The 16,246-nt window shown below is 48.6% G+C and carries 13 protein-coding genes; all 13 read right to left on the bottom strand.

Annotated features, from left to right (window positions below):
• Window positions 1–9 precede the first annotated feature (9 nt).
• The 13 genes from EYB31_RS06935 to EYB31_RS06870 all read right to left on the bottom strand — a co-directional run bounded on the left by EYB31_RS06935 (window position 10) and on the right by EYB31_RS06870 (window position 15,881).
• Complete coding sequence (locus tag EYB31_RS06935; RefSeq protein WP_131012566.1) at window positions 10–399, bottom strand: DUF2269 family protein; 390 nt, start codon at window positions 397–399, stop codon at window positions 10–12.
• Between the two features lie 96 nt (window positions 400–495).
• Window positions 496–2,571 (bottom strand): helix-turn-helix transcriptional regulator, encoded by a 2,076-nt coding sequence (locus EYB31_RS40865; RefSeq protein ID WP_240762162.1) that lies wholly within the window; start codon window positions 2,569–2,571, stop codon window positions 496–498.
• A gap of 37 nt (window positions 2,572–2,608) precedes the next feature.
• On the bottom strand, window positions 2,609–3,367 hold the full coding sequence (locus EYB31_RS06925) for an SDR family oxidoreductase (protein WP_131012565.1): 759 nt from the start codon (window positions 3,365–3,367) through the stop codon (window positions 2,609–2,611).
• A 435-nt stretch (window positions 3,368–3,802) separates the two neighbouring features.
• Window positions 3,803–4,615 carry a class I SAM-dependent methyltransferase gene (locus tag EYB31_RS06920; RefSeq protein ID WP_165452275.1) on the bottom strand — a complete coding sequence of 271 codons (813 nt, stop codon included), beginning with the start codon at window positions 4,613–4,615 and terminating at the stop codon, window positions 3,803–3,805.
• The gene (locus EYB31_RS06915) at window positions 4,605–5,072 is read right to left on the bottom strand and encodes a MarR family winged helix-turn-helix transcriptional regulator (protein ID WP_165452274.1); all 468 of its coding nucleotides are present in this window, start codon (window positions 5,070–5,072) and stop codon (window positions 4,605–4,607) included. The genes EYB31_RS06920 and EYB31_RS06915 overlap by 11 nt, the downstream gene beginning before the upstream one ends.
• Window positions 5,073–5,214: 142 nt before the next feature.
• Entirely contained in the window at window positions 5,215–6,009 is a 795-nt protein-coding gene (locus tag EYB31_RS06910) for an HAD family hydrolase (protein ID WP_131012562.1), read from the bottom strand.
• A gap of 235 nt (window positions 6,010–6,244) precedes the next feature.
• Window positions 6,245–7,015: a glycerophosphodiester phosphodiesterase family protein gene (locus tag EYB31_RS06905; RefSeq protein WP_240762159.1), complete on the bottom strand. Its 771-nt coding sequence runs from the start codon at window positions 7,013–7,015 to the stop codon at window positions 6,245–6,247.
• Between the two features lie 1,004 nt (window positions 7,016–8,019).
• A complete protein-coding gene (locus EYB31_RS06900) occupies window positions 8,020–8,919 on the bottom strand; it encodes a glycoside hydrolase family protein (RefSeq protein WP_165452273.1) in 900 nt (299 codons plus the stop codon).
• Window positions 8,897–9,814: a family 43 glycosylhydrolase gene (locus EYB31_RS06895; RefSeq protein WP_165452272.1), complete on the bottom strand. Its 918-nt coding sequence runs from the start codon at window positions 9,812–9,814 to the stop codon at window positions 8,897–8,899. Before EYB31_RS06895 ends, EYB31_RS06900 begins: the two co-directional genes overlap by 23 nt.
• A gap of 74 nt (window positions 9,815–9,888) precedes the next feature.
• Entirely contained in the window at window positions 9,889–11,412 is a 1,524-nt protein-coding gene (locus EYB31_RS06890; protein ID WP_131012558.1) for an extracellular solute-binding protein, read from the bottom strand.
• 26 nt (window positions 11,413–11,438) lie between these two features.
• The gene (locus EYB31_RS06885) at window positions 11,439–12,317 is read right to left on the bottom strand and encodes a carbohydrate ABC transporter permease (protein WP_131012557.1); all 879 of its coding nucleotides are present in this window, start codon (window positions 12,315–12,317) and stop codon (window positions 11,439–11,441) included.
• Window positions 12,318–12,336: 19 nt separating this feature from the next.
• Window positions 12,337–13,254 carry an ABC transporter permease gene (locus EYB31_RS06880; RefSeq protein WP_240762156.1) on the bottom strand — a complete coding sequence of 306 codons (918 nt, stop codon included), beginning with the start codon at window positions 13,252–13,254 and terminating at the stop codon, window positions 12,337–12,339.
• 374 nt (window positions 13,255–13,628) lie between these two features.
• Entirely contained in the window at window positions 13,629–15,881 is a 2,253-nt protein-coding gene (locus tag EYB31_RS06870; protein WP_165452271.1) for a helix-turn-helix domain-containing protein, read from the bottom strand.
• Window positions 15,882–16,246: the final 365 nt, after the last annotated feature.

Raw genomic sequence — 16,246 nt, 5'->3', positions numbered from 1 at the left:
AGCCAAGATTTACGGCTTCAAGATCATTAATGCGAACAGCACAACGCCAAGCACGGATGCGCTGTAATACAACCGGTTCGCTTTGGCCAGAAGAGAACCCGGTTCCCTGGGAATCTCGTCTTCAGGTGTCAGCACAAACCCGTCAAGTTCTTTGGAAAGCCGGCCCATGACCGGTCCCATTATGCCTACGGCAATAACCTGAATTGCAATATACAACAGCAAGGACGCCAATATCCAGAAGGAAACGAACTCCCAGCCGTCCAGCCATACGAGCAGCAAGCCGGATAAAACGGCAATCGTGCCGCCGATTTTTGGAAAAAAGTTTAATTTTTGAAAAAGCTCCAGCGATTTGCGAAGCTCTCCGACCGACTGGTTTTTACGGAATAAGGGAGCAGCTATTACACGGAAGTAGTATTTAAGTAGTAATCAAGGGATTCGGTACGTGGTACGGAGACGCAAAAAAGAGGAGCACGCATCTACGCGCCCCTCTTCGCTTCATCCTTGGCTGTTTATTTTGCTCATATATCGATTGATCAATTGGGCTCTGCTTTTCACATCCAGCTTTCGGAAAATGTTGCTGACATGCTTTTTGACGGTCGTTTCGCTCACGTAGAGGGTTGCCGCAATTTCCAAATTTGAATGCCCTTTTACAAGCAGCTCGACCACTTCCTTCTCACGGCCGGACAAAACAAGCAAATCGTCATGTTCCTGAGCTTCTTCCTGCGGCAGAGACAAAGAAGCAATCATCTTATTCAGAAAACGATGCAGCTTGCCCCCACTTGTGTCGATCATGTACATCGGCGTCGGCGTGATTCCGTCATAATCGCGATGTACGGTTGTCTGCTCGCAACCAAGCCGAAGATGAATGTGCTCGAACATGGGATTAGCCGGAGGTGCCGCAATACATACACCACGCGACAGCATATGATTGATAAACGTAATGCCCGCCGCTTCCCGCATCATCAAATTACTGAAATCGGCTATATCGATGGTTTTTACAAAATATCCGGCTTTGGTATCCTTCGCTACTCGGAATTCCTTAAGCCGGGCTTCCGGAAGGCTTGAAAAATAAGCGGAAGACAATGGTTTCGTCCGCAAATATTCCAGCGTGTGCGCATTGATCGGAATGATTGCCGACAATCCCAGAACGGTTCCTTCCGAATCGCGAATAAGTTTTACGATAAAGGGATCCAATTCGTGCAGCTCGTGCAAGTCGATAAACTTCAATGTATAGAGGTTTTCTTCCGCCGTAATGACATATTTGTAACTTTCATTCGAATCCGGGCAGCTGTAATGGATGACCGTATCTTTGGCTTGCAATCGCCGATTGCGGATATATTGCTCGGCCTCCGCCCAATTGGCCGCATTCAGCGGCTCCCAATAATACGAAGCCGACTTCTGATAGAAAAATCCGCGTATCCATTGATCTCCGGCGTAATAAATCCATTCTTCGCTTTCCCAGCTGACCGAATTGTTCCTGGACGAATCCCTGATCTTCTCGTAAAAGTATAAAATGCAGCGCTTGCGAAGACGGTCATAATAATCGGGCATGCGGTGACGCAGTTCCAAACAAATAGCGTCCCGCATAAGATCATGAAGAAGCCAACCGCGGTCAACCCTCCGGACAAACGATAACCCGACCAGCTTCAGGAAATGCTCCGTTGGGATCGGCCTTTCCATCACATAAGCAAGCAATTCTTGATTGAAATGACGCAGCACTGCAGCCAGTTCCACCAATTCCCGAAGTTGTTCGTCAGGAACTTCCTTCAACCATATATGGACCACGTAAGCGAAAACATCGGCGCTGTCTAATTCCGTAACGCCTTGGAATTGATGGGCGAGCGTCGTGGAAACCAACAACGATAAGGTTAACGGGTGCCCCCTCGTCTTGTTCCATATGCGAAAAATTGTTTCTTCCTGTTTAATTCCAATTCTCTCCAAATAGGTGCGCACAGAAAGATAATCCAGATCAACGATAGGAAGACGCATAATCAGCTGCCGCCAAGCCGGTGATGAGGCCCAAGATCCCTGCAGCGGGTAGCGGCCCGAAATGATGATAAACGTGTCTTGGGGCAGTCGGGGAAGAAATATTTCACGGAGCCAATACTCCATCTCTCCCATTTCCTCAAACGTATCAAAAGACAACACCAGTTTGCTTTTATGTGTCTGTTCCGTAATAACTTCCAGACAAAGATCTAATACTTGGGCAGGGTCATGAAGCGAATTCGGTTTCGGAAGCGGGTAACGGAGCATCCTGAGGAGGTGAATACAGAAATCATGCGAGTTTCGGGAAAAATCCCGGCTGTCAAGAAGTAGAAATTGAGCATGATGATGTGTTGATAATCTCCGGAATTCATCAAGCAAGTAACTTTTTCCAACGCCACCTGTGCCGTACAAATTGAGGATGGAGCCTTTGGTGCCGGGGGTTAGCAGCCGGTCAAGAAAAAAGGCGATTTCCTTCTCGCGTCCGACCAAATGCTGTCGTTCCACCTGATCAATCTCATTTCCGAAATTCGCCTGATTGCTGCCGACGGTTTCTTTCCCCATCATCTTTCGGCTTGCACCTCTCATCCATTAAATCGCAAGGATCCATGCGGCGAAGCCGCTGTCAAAGCATCAATATACCGCCATTGACATGAGTACAGGTCCCGGTCAAAAACCGGCTCTCTTCACTGGCAAGGAAAGCAATTACACCGGAAATGTCATCCGGAACAGCTACTCTTCCCAATGGAGTTGCCATAGCGATCTGTTCTTTGACCTGCTCGGGAGTATATCGGGAGGCATCTGTCTGTACAAGTCCGGGCGACACCGCATTGGCTGTGACGCCATGTGGGCCTAGCTCCTGCGCAATGTACTTGACAAATCCGTTCAAAGCCGCTTTAGCGGCTCCATGCGCTCCCAAATAAGGAGTGGGAAGATCGGCGGAAGAGCTGGATACATAGATAATTCTTCCATAGTTTCTTTTTATCATGACAGGGGTTACAGCTTGTGTCAATACAAATGCGGCTTTCATTTCATCATTCAGCTTTTGCGAGAATTCCTCCCAATTCATCTGAAGAATCGGTTTCATCACAAACTGCATATTAGCGTTACTGACCAAAATGTCGATGGCTCCGAACCTGCTCTCCGTTTCCGCGACCATTTGTTGAACCTGCTTCTCATCCCGAACGTCCGCTCGTACGGCAACAGCGTCTCCCCCTTGTTGGGCGATTTGATCGACCACGTCTAACGCAGCGTCTTCCCTCTCGGCAAAGTTGACCACAACTTTGGCCCCTTGTTGGGCCAGCAGCTTCGCTGCCGCAGCACCGATCCCTCTTGCCCCTCCGGAAACCAAAGCTACTTTCCCATGCAGCTGTATCGAACTCATTTATCATGCACTCCTCGTCATCATTTATCGTAATGCCCGAAAGCAATCGTAACATGACGAAGGGAAGTGGTTCTATGACACGATGGTAGTATATTCGGGGGGAAAGGAGTATCTGTAGCCCATTCCCGGATAAGACGCAGGGTACGAAGCCCCCAGGAAATTCATGTGAACTTAAAATTCGCACTCAGATTAGCGATAACGACAATGCTCCAATGATAAATAGCAAAATTCTGACAACCTGAATATAGCCCTGAATCGGCTTCAGCTCGGATATTTCATAAGTTAAGTCTTGCAAAGTACACAGCTGCAGTTGTTCTAATCCCAGTTTTATAAGCAAATTTTTAATAAACCCATACTCTCCTCCGTCTCTTCAGGGTGGTGTATCAAGTTTATAATGACCTATTGGGACTTCGATCTCCAAGCCATTTCTCAGAACTACATGCTGACAAACATGCCCGACGATTTCTGTATATGGAGCTTCCCTCCGGAAAGAGTCATCTTCTCTTCTATGTATTCCTTAAAGCGGTCGGCCAAACGCGGATCCATGACAAGCCGTTCCGACACCAAGCCGTTTAGTGACAACACATAGTTCACAATGGCCTCGGGCTCCGTCACCAGCAGCGAATCCTCATACAGCCTCAACTGCACTTGTTCAAAAAAAGGCGACAGTTGTTCTTGCCCATTATCAAGCGAAAAACGGTTTTCGATCGAGCCCAGCGCGTCAGTGTAATTAGATTCGGGATTAAAGTCTTGGACCCATTCCTTCATCTCCATCATGTTCCGGCTACCTACCGTACTTGCATAGAAAACGCCTCCGGGTTTGAGCACACGCCTGATTTCCGCTAAAGCGCGCCCCCTGTCCCCCACATGATACAGCATATGATTGGCAATAACGATATCGAAGGCGCCATCAGGATAAGGAATGTTCCCGGCATCCATCGCCTCGAAGCGAAATCTATCGCTTGCGCTTTGCAGATTGGACTTGGCATCCTCAAGCATGCCCGCAGACAGGTCGGTTACCGTAATATCCCACAAGGCAGGAATGCGCTGAGCATTAACGGTCCACAGGAGCCCGTTGCCTCCCCCAAGCTCAAGAACGCTTGCTTGTTCCTTCTTCATGAATTGATCGAATACCCAACATGGCCATGGATACGGATTTGTGCTGAACTTCCTGTGCAAATAAATGCGCGCATTAAATTTTCCTGGATCAGCATATTGCGCTTGCTGAAGTTTCCCCTTATTCTCCATGCTCCACACTCCCTGCCTCCGATTTAATCCTCCATTGTTCCATCGCCTCGGCATAACCGGTTAACTTGTCGGCAAGCGACTTGACTTCTTTGTCGTCCCATCCTTCAAGAATACGGGCCAATCCTTCCACGCTTCTTTCCAAAAATTGCAACAGTGCCTGCTCTCCATAGTCCGTTAAACCAATAAGACTTGAACGTAGATCTTTCGGATCCGAATGGATAGCAATATACCCGGATTGCTTTAATTGCTGGATACGTCTAGTAATCGAAGAAGGATTCATTTGCAGCTCTTGAGCAATATCCGTTAAACGAATTTCTTGCCGCGTTTTAATCAAAATAAGCACTTCAAACGTTACCCGATCCAGATCAGCTCTTCGGTCCTGTGCATGTTTAAACTCCTTGACCAGCTTTAATGTTGCTTCAGCCAGTTTGCGGAGTTCCCCGGTGTTTTTGGTCAAAACGGCCATCACCTCAGTATCATTGTCGATGTTATAAGTTTATCTTAATTTATTTGCTTGCGCAATGCAAATATATGCAATCTTTTCACTTCCTAGTTAAAAGGAAAATCCAGACGCATCCATCCACGTCCGGATTTTCGGATTATGTGTTGTTGCAAAAAAGCCCCATCGCCTCGACAACACCCTCTCCGTAGGATTGCCGGCATACATAGGAAGCTTTGGCGATTAAACCGGGATGACTGTTCGCCACAGCAACTCCAATTCCCGCGGTTTCGATCATTTCCACATCGTTCAAATGGTTACCGATCGCCATAACCTCATCGGGATGCACATTCAGCTGTGCCATCAGCCGCTGAAGTGCGTTGCCTTTGTTCTGTCCGATAGGGATCATTTCCAGCGAATGATCCCCGGACTGTACGATCGAGCACTGATCCTGCAATTGCGGCCTATAGCCGTTCCAGATGCCCATCAATTGCCGCATATCGCCAATCAGCAGCAGCTTTTGCACCCGCTGCCGCTCCCATTCATCGTCCGGCGGCAAACATGGGTGATTTTCGCACGCCTCAAACTCTTCTACCTCCAAGGTCCGGCTCAGTGCGCGGATGCCGCCGCTTTCCGGATACATCAATACCGTGAGCCCGGCAGCATCCGCATCCTTGAGCAGCGCCGCAAATGGCCCGATCGGCAGCAAAGCCGCTTCCACAATGCGATCGCGCTTCGCCATTACGCTGCCATTGCATAATATAAGGGGAAGATCGATATCCAGTTCATCGGCAAACCGGATTGCGTTTCCTAAATATCTGCCTGTAGCGATTGTGAACAATCCGCCGGACGAACGAAATCGCTCGACCGCGGCAATCACCTCACCCGTCAGCTTGCTATCCTCCGTCAATAAAGTGCCGTCCAAATCGCTGACTACCAATCGGATTTTGCTCATGTTATGCTCCTGTCTCCCAATTATACGGCCCGGTCAAGCTTTCCAAATCCGCAGCATCGCGTCGGTTCTCTACCCCGTTCGGCCTATTGCAGCCTGAGCAGCAGCTCCAACTTCCATTCGCTTCCTTCCAAACTGAAAAGTCGGGAAGCAGCTCTTGAGTGATCTAGAAATCCGGTCAATGCCGCTGATCGCTTGTATGAACAAAATATCCGGCTTTTTCACAAATGCCCCTTCGTTAGGCACGCTTCTCCAGCTCGCTCCGAATGCTGAGGGCGGCCAGGGGATTGTTGCAGGTCATCCGGTTGATGCCACAGCTGACCGCATACCTGGCCTGCTCCTCGCTATCGGGGCAATACGTGCCGACAAGCAGTCCCAGCTCGCGGAACTGCTTGACACGCTCCGGGGTCAAGTCTTTTATCGCGATGCCTACGGACCACATTTTGGAATATGTCCCGTGCTCTTCTGGGATGAAATTTTTCATTTTTTCACTGGGGAAACCTTGTGTCTTCAATCCGTACGTATCATAAATATGCGCGACCACATCGGCATCAAATGAAGTAAACACACATCTGGGCAAATATCCATGCCGCCCCAGCTCAGCAACAGCCATATCTGCAGCCTTTAGCGCTTGAAAGCCGGGTTTGATTTCTACATTCAACAGCACATCGGGACTGTTCTTCAGCAATTCGCAAAGCTGCTCCAGCGTCGGGATTTTCAGCCCGGCAAATACGCTGCCGAACCATCCTCCGGCATCAAGCTGCTGCAGCTCATGGAGCGTATACTCGCTGACCGGTCCGCTGCCGTTTGTTGTCCTATCCACCGTCTCGTCATGAATGATGACAAGCTGATGATCACGAGACAGACGAAGATCGAATTCAATGACATCAACCCCGATGTCCAGCGACTTTTGGAAGGACAACAGCGTATTTTCAAGATACTTCTCTTTGTAGCCCCGGTGCCCGACCACAAACAACTTCTCAAGATTGGCTAATCGCTCAATGGTCACGAATGAACCTCCTTTCATGATAGCGCATACACTCGCATTTAATACAACTTCAATTCTCCGAAACAAGTGATGATAACGCTTCGGCAAACCATTTTCAAAAATGAGCAAATTCAAACACAGAAAATCCAGACAATCCTCATCACGCTATCCCCAAGCTCTCAACACCACTATTCTAGTGCCAAATCGAAATCCGCGTCAATATGCAAGTTCAAAAAAAGCACAAATTTACACAAACTTATTATATAAGTGAGAATTGAAAAGCGAAATTTCGCAAAATTATCGTTTGTTATTGCTTATTTTTGTTTGAATGCATTTATCTTTACCTTCAATAAAACGCCTCGTTAGCGCTTCTACCATCGTTTCTCACGGCCAGACGGATTTCTGGTACCGCCATCCAGTTGTTTAATTGATCCTCAATGTTCAGAATACCAACGTTTTCACCGGCATTTTCGTTTACACGCCCGGTTATCGGGCTACACGGTTACTTCAATCACGTTCCTGCGTAAGGAGCGACCTGATTTCAAGCGTCGAATGCGCAAGGAGATGCGATTTCAATCCACGCTCCTGCGTGAGGAGCGACAGCGAACATCGGTAGGCCTTGCTGCGTAAGACTTGTGAGCCTCAAAAGTGCGAACCGGATAAAAAGGTCCTAATCTTAATCTCATTTTACCGAACAATCAGGCAGATTTCCACATATGACGTTTGGTGCGAATCTCCCAGGAAATTCATGTGAGCTTGGGGTTCGCACTTCACGGCATTGTTATGGCACTTGTTACCATGTCAAACATACGTCTTAACTGGAATAGAACATCCTATAATCGACTTGCTTGATGCCGAAAGCAAGTCGATTATAGCCGGTTGGATTCTGGAATTCGCGGAGACCAATTTCCGGTACAATGATCAAGATAGTTTCGAAAATACCGGACAACCAGGACAGCCTTCCGTCATCTTTAGATTCAACTTGTTCTCAATGCATACAGACGCTATGCATCGATTTGTTATCGTTATCTCGGCCAACTCCACTCGCGAAGATCGTCGCTCCATGCCAAGCCGATGCAAGCATGTGTATCAAATATAATATGCTCATCTTCCGGACCGCTTCCGTGGAAAAACATCAGAAACTTCTCGATGCCCTGTACTTGTCTGCAATCCAATACAAAACCGGCAGTTATTCTGCCTCTCGCCCAATCCCATTCCCGCTGGCCAAATGTCAGCAGCACATCATCATGCGTCCAATGACGCAGATCGGACGACCTCATGATCCCAATTCCGTTTTCAGGCGAGTGAAACATGACATATTGATCCTCTAAATTCAGAATACAAACGTTTTCACCGGCATTTTCGTTTCCACAAAACGTCCATTTCTCTAAATCGTAAGAGCACGACACGCTGACTCCATTCTGCTTGTAAAAACAATACCATTTTCCTGGCTCGTCATTGCTTTCAATTAGGTAAGGGTCGATCATGCGGCCCATCTGCTCCACAGGCACGTCATCCCCCTTTACCTTAAGCAGTTCGGGCGCCGACCAACGATCAAGGTCAGTGCTTTCCATCATCCAAATACGTGAGGTCCGGTTACCGTATTTCTCCCCGTTTGGCCGCGGATAAGTCTGAAGACACATCACCCATTTGTCCCTAAAACGGATAATGTTTCCCGGACTGGAGAAGTTCAGACTACGATCCCGCGGCGTCAGTTTTTTCGGTTCGGTCCACCGCAACAGATCGCGGCTCTGGCTCATCGCCGTATACATATATACAGTTCCGTCCGGCTCCGTCTCGGTCAATGTACAGTAAAGCCGAAATACTCCATCTTGGTAAATGACCGCGGGATCTCGATAAGCGATACGTTCGTTGCCTTGAAGCAGAATGGGCGACGGAATGTCACTTAGTTTGAAGCGAGTCAATAAGATTCTCCTCCTTAGGCCGGATTCGCAGTTCATCATCGAACTCCACCTTGAGTATCCCCGGTCTTTCACGAAAAGGAGCATTTGCGTTATTGCCGAAAAACGTGCTCCACCACTGTCCGTCCCGATCCCGGAAAAACATATTGTGCCCGCCATGCGGTATAACGAGATACCTATCACCGTAAGGGCCGTACAGATGATCCGAGCTTGCGACCAAACAGTGGTAATCGCCGTCTACGAATTCCGCGCCGGCCAAATAATATCGCCCCTGCGTCTTGAACAAAAACGTTCCCTCGAAGCCGACATGTTCTGCGTTCGACGGACTTAACAGCCGCAGCTCCTCCGCCAGCGCCGTCATGTCTTCGGTCATTCGGGCGATTTTGCCGTTGTCGCACAAGTAATAGACGCTGCCATCGTCGTCTTGAAAAAGCGAGGCGTCAATATACGGGCTAATTGGCGATTTCATCGAAATGTGATCGACATAAGGCCCTTCCGCGCGGCCGCTAACGCTTCGCAGCAGGCCGCTGCCAAGCCGGGGAATGCAATACGTCAGCCAATAAGTGCCTTTCAAGTAATGAATTTCAGGCGCCCACAACGGACGAAACGGAGCTCCGTCCCGAAGCGTAATTTCCTTCTCCCACGTACCGTCGCGGTCAATGTTCCAGACGACAGTTCGCTTGCGCGGCTCGGTAATGATTGGCGTCCATTCCTGCAGGTCGGCCGATTTCCATATTTGAATATCTCCGGTCACCGCCCACCAATCGGGAAAACCGGTCGTTCCGGTCATGTAGTAATATCCGTCATGTCCCAGACAAATCGACGTGTCGCGCAGCGGGTAATCGAATAACGGCTTAAAATGCGCCGGCAATTCAGGATTTTTGTTCATCGTGTTCATATCCTTCCATCGTAGGTAGTGTGCAAAAAGCAGGAATTCCGCCGAAGTCTCGGCGGATTCCGATAAGTCCCCCATTATTTGCCCTTGCTCTTGTTGTAATCTGCAGTGAATTCTTCGATGATTTTGTCGCCGCCGCTCGTGCGCCATTTGGCAACGACATCGTTCCAGCCTTTTTCATCCAACTCGCCGAGCACGTATTTCACTTGCGCGTCGGTAACGGCCTTCTTCAGCTCAGCGCCTTTTTGCGAGTTGGTATCCGACAGGAGAGAAGCGCTCAGATCCACGACACCAATCTTCGTATTGTCGATGAACAACTTATCCACCTTCTGCTCAAGCGGCGTTTTCTCGATTTGGATTCCGCCGAACTGACTGCCCCATCTCAAGTTTTGCCAATCTTCGGAGCCTTTCGAACCGGCGATTTTCTGAGCTTTGCCGTTTTCCGCCTTGTAGTCTGTGCCTTCGATCCCCGCATTGATCAGGCTCAACATCGGATCGTCGCCCATTTTATCCAGAAACGTGAGAATTTGCTTCAGCTTCGCTTCATCTTTGACACTCGACTTGGGAATGGCAATCAGCGAGTCATATCCAGTCGTTCCTCTTACACGTTGACCTTGAGGGCCGTCGAAGTTTTCCGCGACATCGATCTTCACTTTCGGGTCCTGCTTCATCATATCCGCATGGCGGGTAGTCCCGTCATCGATGACGGAGAAATACATGCCGGCCTTGCCTTGGTTAAAGTAATCATATTTTTTGGCAATCGCGAAGTCCGGGCTAATTATTTTTTCGCTGACCATTTTCTTGTACAGGTCAAGGGCGGACTTGAATTCCGGATACATGAAATCCGGAGTTACCTTGCCATCCTTAAGTCCCCAGACGTTCGGGCCGCCATTGTAGATCGTCAACTGCTTGAGCAGCTCCATCGTAGCGTCTTCCTGAATGCCAAACGTATTTTTTTTGCCGTCTTTATCCGGGTCGTTTTCGGTAAACGCTTTAGCCGCCTTGTAAATATCGTCGGCTGTTTTCGGCGTCTGCAGCCCCAGATTGTCCAGCCAGTCCTGGCGGATAATCATGCCGTAACGGGACAATACGCGCTCGCGCGGAAGGCCGTACAGCTTCCCGCTGATACTTGCATTTTGGACGGCAACCGGACTCATTTTGCTTAAATTTTTGTAATCCTTAAGGTATGGGGTGAGCTCCCAAAACACACCGGACTGCTGTGCGTTCAAGTTAGGCGACTCTTTTGTTTTCCGAATCAGAATCACATCCGGCATATTGCCGGAAGCGACGGTTGCGCTGACCTTGTCGTCATAAGCGGTTCCCGCTCCCGGAACCCAAGTAATATCCAGCTTTGTATTCGTATATTCTTCGATTTTTTTCAAAAACGGGCTGTCTTTTTTCGGCGGCTCCGCGAGTTGCTGGATCATCATCACTTTCAGTTCAAGCGGCTTGGCCGCTGCGGCCGGAGTCCCCCCGGGCTGCTGTGCAGCCGAAGGTTCTTTCTTGGACGATGTGCACGCTGCAAGCAGAGAAGCGGATAAACAAGTGATGCAAATAACGCTGAGCAGTTGGATAGACTTGCGGGATGCATGATTTTTCATATTCAATCTCCTCTTCTTTAGTTCATTTAGCCTTTCACTGACCCCAAAAGCGCACCTTTGGCAAAGTGCTTTTGCAAAAACGGATACACAATCAATATGGGCAGCGTCGAAATGACAATGACCGCCATCTTGATCGTTTCCGCCGGCGGCGGAACAAAGTCCTCGCTGAATTGCGTTGAATCGCCGATCCCCCCTTGCGCTAATATCACAATTTGCCTCAACCAAACCTGGATAGGCCAGTAAGTGCTGTCGTTGATATAAAGAATCGCGTTAAAATAAGTATTCCAGTGCCCTACCGCATAAAACAAAGCAAGCGAAGCAAGAACCGGCGCCGACAGCGGGAGCACGATACGAAAAAGAATGCCTACATCGCTGCAGCCGTCAATCCTTGCCGCTTCCTCCAGCCCATCGGGGAGCTGCTGAAAAAAGCTTCGCATAATAATCAGGTTAAAGGCGCTGATCAGGCCCGGCACGATCAGGGAAGCCGGGCTGTCAAGCAGTCCCGTCTCCTTGACGACCAGATACGTCGGGATCATTCCGCCGCTAAACAGCATCGAGAATACAACAAGCCTCATAACGAAGCTGACGCCCATTAAATCCCTTTGCGCAAGCGGGTAAGCCATCAAGGCGGTAAATAACAAATTCGCCAGCGTTCCGGCTACCGTAATGAAAATGGACACGCCCAAGCTGGACAAAATCGTATCTGTGGACAAAATATACTCATACCCGATCAACGAAAACCGGGTAGGAAATAAAAGAAACCCTTTTTTGATCAGCTCCGTCGGTTCCGTGACAGATGCCGCCAAAATATAGATGAACGGCAATACGCAAGCTGCGGCAACAAGCGACAATAGCAAGTAGTTGATTCCATCCAGCAACCGGCTGGATAAAGTTCTATCCGGCATAACATGGCTCCCTCCTTCCTTAATAAATGCCTTCTTCGCCGAATTTTTTGGCCAGCTTGTTGGCGAAAACGACAAGCACAAGTCCGACGACCGATTTAAACATGCCGACCGCGGTGCTGTAGCTGAATTTTCCCTGGGTAATGCCCGTGCTGTATACATAAGTATCAAACACTTCCCCTACCTCCCGGTTCATCGGATTCACCATCAGGAAAATCTGTTCGAAGCCGGAATCCAGAAAATGTCCGATCCGTAAAATCAACAAAATAATGATCGTGCTGCGGATGGCCGGCAACGTAATATGCCACATTTGTCTCCAGCGCCCTGCCCCGTCAATTCGTGCGGCCTCGTATAACTGCGGGTCAACCCCGGCCAATGCAGCGAGAAAAATGATCGTACCCCAACCGGTCTCCTTCCAAATAACCTGCGACGTAACGATCGTCCGGAACCAATCGCGGCTAAGCAGAAAGTTGACCGGCTCTTTGCCCACGCTGTTCAGCATCGTGTTGACGATGCCGCCTTCCGTGGAGAAAAACAGAAAGCTGATCCCAACGACAACAACCCAGGATACGAAATGCGGAATATAGATCAGCGTTTGGACAAAACGTTTGAAAAACTCTTTGCGTACTTCATTCAGCAGCAGCGATATGACGATAGGAAGCGGGAAAAAAAACACGATGTTGTACACCGCAAGTATAAACGTGTTGCGAAACAGCATCCAAAACGCATCGTTCGTAAAAAACGTTTCAAAATGCTTGAAACCGACCCAACTGCTTCCGAAAAACCCCTGAAACGGCTGGTAATCTTGAAAAGCAATCAATATTCCCCACATGGGCAAATATTTGTAAACGAGAAAATAAAGCAGACCCGGTAAAAGCATGATATACAACCAGCGGTGACGCTTCAACCGGCGGGCGAACGTTTTATTTGTAAATGTCATCTCCAGGGCGATTCTCCTCCTTATCTTTTGTCCCCTTTGTTCCGGTATTTATTCGGGTGACTCCAATGTACTTATATTGCGGATTCCTGTCGATAATCTCCATAGCAGATGATGGCTTCATAGAGGAAAACCCCCGTCTTTCGACAGGGGATAATCCAAAGGGCATATCCGGATAATCATTGTGGCATATAAGCAAAAAAGCCTGGTTTCCCAAGCTTTTTCGTTGCCTATGCGATGGATCGCCGAGTGAACTCGCTTCAGCTTTGCTGAACATCGGATAGGGACTCTCCCCCACCTGATTCAAGGCCCGCTTATCGAGGCGTGAGCATCTTCTCGGAAAAAAAAGCCCTTGAGCCAGGCTTTTGTTCGTTGAATTACCGGTGCTTTTCGCGGTATTGCCCCGGAGTCATATTTTCCATTTTGCGGAAGTACCTTATGAAATTTTGCGAATTCTGGTACTGCAGCCTCTCGGCGATTTCATTGATCTTCATGTCGCTCTCCACCAGCCACTTCTTGGCTATGGTGAGCCGATACTGAGATAAATAGTCGCTGAAATTGACGCCGGTCTCTTTACGGAAGACGGTCTTGATATAATTCGGGTGGTAATTCAATCGCGACGCGCAAAGCTCCAGCGTTAAATTCGAAGCAAACTCATCATGAATCATGTCCAGCATCCGGTTGGATATTGTCTTATTTTGGCTTTCCCACTTGTGATGAAGCGAGTCGATCATCGGTTCAATGACATTTCGGAAAAACCACATCTCGATGTCTTCAGCGGTTCGCAATCCCAGCAGATGTTCGTGAATAGGTTTATCCATCACTCGCAGGGAATTGCCTCTCTCCCCAGCCTCCTGCCATTCTCTCAGCAGGTCGATCAGGAATCGCGTCAATACCATTTGAAGATCATCATAACGCGGATAATCTGCGATGACCTTCTGGATAAACTCATTTAGCAACTCCTTGGAGCGGGCCCGGTCTTCCATTTTGACGGCATCAAGTAGTTCCTTTTCCAGCCAATCCGGGTAAGCGGCCGTAATGGAGGTAGCCGGCAATACATGCATGAACGGCAATATCGCTTGCTCTCCGAAGCGCACCCGGTACTTCAATGATTCCAAGCTCTCCTTGTAAGCTTGATGCGTCTGGTTAATATCGGAATAAAGACGGCTTATGCCAATGCTGATTTTTAATCCGAGCAGGTCATCAACCGTTTGTTGTACTTGCTCGGCATATTCGAACAGCATTGCTTCGAAATTCGGAGCCAACTGTTCTTCGCCGCGGCATATCGTTACCTGGTTGTCCACCATGACCACCGGTTCCAGCCTCCGCTCGGGCTGAATCAGCTCGCCGGCAATATTATTGATAGCAAACATCAGCAGATCGATATCCTGATCGCCATATCTCGTATGCTCTAAGGTATCGATTTGAACGGTGAGGACGGCAAACATGGCGGGGCCCGGATCGTAAGCGAATTGGCTCCAACGTTCCCTCGTTTCGCTGGGCCTGATTTCCCCCTGCAGCAACCTGCGTATAAAAAACGCTTCCAATTGCTTGGAGTGGATGCGAAGCTGGTCTTTCATATGAGTCTGAGAAGTCCTGAGCCGGTTAATTTGTTCTCCGATGACCTGAAATTCGTCCTTATGCTCACGTTGATTCTCCGAATCGCCACCTATCGCCACGGAAACGACGCGACGAATCGGCAGGTACATCCTCTTGGAACCAATCCAAGCCATGAGCAAAATGAAAGTAAACGTCCCTGCCGAAATATATAGTGTGTACCATCCGATCGAGCGGGAATCCCGGGTAATATCGTTCAAGGAAGAAAAGGATAAATAATACCAACCGTTATAACTTGATTTGGAAAAAATCACACTGACCGTTTCATGATTGGCGTTAAATGTAAAATATCCACTCTGCATATCTGGAGACTGCTGAATCCGTTCGACCGCTTGCGCAAGTTCGTCGGCAGACTTCATCACGCTGCCGAACGGCTGGGTAAGCGGGTTATATTGGGCATCCAAAATGACCGTCTCCCGCTTCTCTCCCTCGTTAAATACGAGCTTTTCCAATTTGTTGTGAGAAATTACGCCTATAATAAGCCCGGAGCCGGAGATTCTGTATAACGGCAGCCTTTTGACAAGACGGACTCCGGAGGCCGCCCCGGTGTCACCGGGCTCCGAGGAGATCGTCGCCCAAAATGAAGGTTTATCCGATTTGGCGTATTCCCGAATGATGTCTTTCATTTGTGATTCATCCAAAACTCCGTACCCCTGATTGGACAATACCCATCCATGCTCCAGATTCGCCAAATATACGTTTTGGATGCCGAGCTCATAGGGCTGCATTTTGTTCAGACCGACGGCAAGCTCGTTCATCAATACAAAGTTTTTGGGCGAAAATGGCGTCTGTAAAGCTTCATTAACAGTTGACGTTGAAATGTACTGAGTCATCAAGTTTTCGAACAGTTGCAGAACCTGTTCCACATTTAACTGGGTTTGCTGCAATAGCTGCATGTTGCTGTCATTCACTTTTTCCTGCACGCTGTTTTTTGCGCGAATAAACGACAAGCTGCCTAAGGTGACTACGGGAATCGTCCCTATCAACAAAGTCAACAGCAATAACCGTACCAAATATTTTGATGAAAACAACCTGAATATACGCCGCTCCACTCTGCAACGCCTCCAACTAAAGTCGCTGAAACTATCCCGATTCACGCAAACTTCGAATCAAAACACCGTTTGTTTGCTCCGGACTCAAGCTTCCCTGCACGATACAAGAATTGTACGTACATTTCAAACTTGCAACTATTATAGCAGAAATTGCTTATCAATGTCCTTCCAAGATTCTGTCCCCTTGTATCCGGCTCGTATTTTCAGATCATACAATCTCTTAAGGGCTACACAAGCATGGCGTTCATTCATTTGCATCCGGGAATGTTGTTTACTGCGGAGGCGAACGGACTGGACCCTTTTACTCAGTGTGCAGGATGAAATTG

The organism is Paenibacillus thalictri, assembly GCF_004307995.1.
GTDB lineage: Bacteria > Bacillota > Bacilli > Paenibacillales > NBRC-103111 > Paenibacillus_AF > Paenibacillus_AF thalictri.
Note: the sequence above shows the minus strand (reverse complement) of the source record. Positions and strands in the feature narration are given on the sequence as shown.

Excerpts from the sequence above, each read along its gene's own strand:
- EYB31_RS06910 (WP_131012562.1), bottom strand. The coding sequence starts at position 6,009 with ATGAGCAAAATCCGATTGGTAGTCAGCGATTTGGACGGCACTTTATTG.
- EYB31_RS06890 (WP_131012558.1), bottom strand. The coding sequence starts at position 11,412 with ATGAAAAATCATGCATCCCGCAAGTCTATCCAACTGCTCAGCGTTATT.
- EYB31_RS06880 (WP_240762156.1), bottom strand. The coding sequence starts at position 13,254 with ATGACATTTACAAATAAAACGTTCGCCCGCCGGTTGAAGCGTCACCGC.
- EYB31_RS40865 (WP_240762162.1), bottom strand. The coding sequence starts at position 2,571 with ATGAGAGGTGCAAGCCGAAAGATGATGGGGAAAGAAACCGTCGGCAGC.
- EYB31_RS06885 (WP_131012557.1), bottom strand. The coding sequence starts at position 12,317 with ATGCCGGATAGAACTTTATCCAGCCGGTTGCTGGATGGAATCAACTAC.
- EYB31_RS06895 (WP_165452272.1), bottom strand. The coding sequence starts at position 9,814 with ATGAACACGATGAACAAAAATCCTGAATTGCCGGCGCATTTTAAGCCG.
- EYB31_RS06925 (WP_131012565.1), bottom strand. The coding sequence starts at position 3,367 with ATGAGTTCGATACAGCTGCATGGGAAAGTAGCTTTGGTTTCCGGAGGG.
- EYB31_RS06920 (WP_165452275.1), bottom strand. The coding sequence starts at position 4,615 with ATGGAGAATAAGGGGAAACTTCAGCAAGCGCAATATGCTGATCCAGGA.